This is a genomic window from Anaerococcus porci, assembly GCF_009696575.1.
GTDB lineage: Bacteria > Bacillota > Clostridia > Tissierellales > Peptoniphilaceae > Anaerococcus > Anaerococcus porci.
On sequence record NZ_VULQ01000034.1, the window covers coordinates 1 to 1,437 of the forward strand.

At 31.6% G+C, this 1,437-nt stretch carries 1 pseudogene; it reads right to left on the minus strand.

Going from position 1 to position 1,437, the window contains the following annotated elements:
• Positions 1-19 precede the first annotated feature (19 nt).
• Positions 20-1,187 (minus strand): annotated as a pseudogene (locus FYJ26_RS10725) (IS110 family RNA-guided transposase).
• Positions 1,188-1,437: the final 250 nt, after the last annotated feature.

The following is a 1,437-nucleotide window of genomic DNA, read 5'->3' on the forward strand; positions in this document are numbered from 1 at the left end:
CTAAAAATAAGTATTGAAATTAAGCTTGAACTTGATAATCTTCGTTTTTAGTTAAAACAGCGTAAATAGTATGACAAAGTTTTCTAGCAACAGCATTTGTAGCAACTAGATGATGTTTACCTTCACTCATTTTCTTCTGATAATAAGCAGAGAAAACAGGGTCATTAAATTCAGCTATTAATGCTGATTGAAATAAAGCACGCCTAAGATAAGGTGATCCTCTTTTACTCATCTTGTTTCTAGTAGACTCATACTCGCCAGACTGTGAAACACTAGCATCAAGACCAGCATAAGCAACAAGTTTAGAAGGATTAGAAAATCTAGAAATATTACCAATTTCACCAAGAATGGTAGCAACATTCACGCTTCCAATACCAGTAATAGTAGTAATAGGTGAATCAAACTTATCTAGTAAAAGATTTATCTCATCTTCAACATCAGACACTTGATTTTGAATAAAAGAAATTTGTTTGATAATCATCTTAATTTGAAGAGAAAAAGAATCTAAACAAAAGTTAACAGCAAAAGAACTAGAAGCTTTTCTAGAAAGTTCTTTAAGTTTCTTATCAGCAAACTTCTTATGAGAAACTCTATCAAGAAGATCATTTAACTTATCCAAAGAGATATCTTCAAAATTAGCAGCAGACTGAAAAGAAGATAAAATTTCCTTAGAAGTTTTACCAAAAATATAGCTAAAAGAAGAAGCATATTCAGGAAAAACTTGGTCTAAAAGAGCGATGGTTTTTCTTTTAAGATCTCCAATGGAAGAAATCAAATAAGATCTAAACCTGGAAAGATTTCTTAAAGAAAGAAAATCCTCATTAGAAAGTGAAGTTTCAACAAAATCGCCTAACGGAGAAGATCAGCAATAAGGAGCGAATCGATAATATCAGTTTTCCTCTTTCTAATCTCAAAACCATGTCTCCAACCATCAGTTTGAATAGGATTAATAACACGAACAGTGTAACCTTCAGCAACTAGGTAAGAATAAAGAGAAAGCCAATAATGACCAGTAGCCTCCATGTCAATCTCAACACAGTCTTTAAACTGCTCAATTTTACGGGTTAAAGAAGAAGGCCATCAATAGAGTTAGAAAAAGAAAAAACCTTAAAAACAACCTTTTTCTTATCATCAACTAATGAAGCAACATGAGTATTTTTACCAATATCAACACCTAAGAAAAACATTTAAAACCTCACAAAAGAATATTTTAGATAGACACCTCTAAATCTAGTAACGTTACTGCCTTATGGGAGATACGAAGTACTGGAAACCAGTCAACATCTAACTTATTCGTAAACAGTTAAAAGATAAGAGGACTCACTCTTTTTTACGAGATAAAATCTCAAGGAGAAAACGAGTGCCTCTATCTAATACAAATATTATACAGCTAAACTGAATAATATTAAGTAATTAAAGGGTTATAGGTTACCTTTA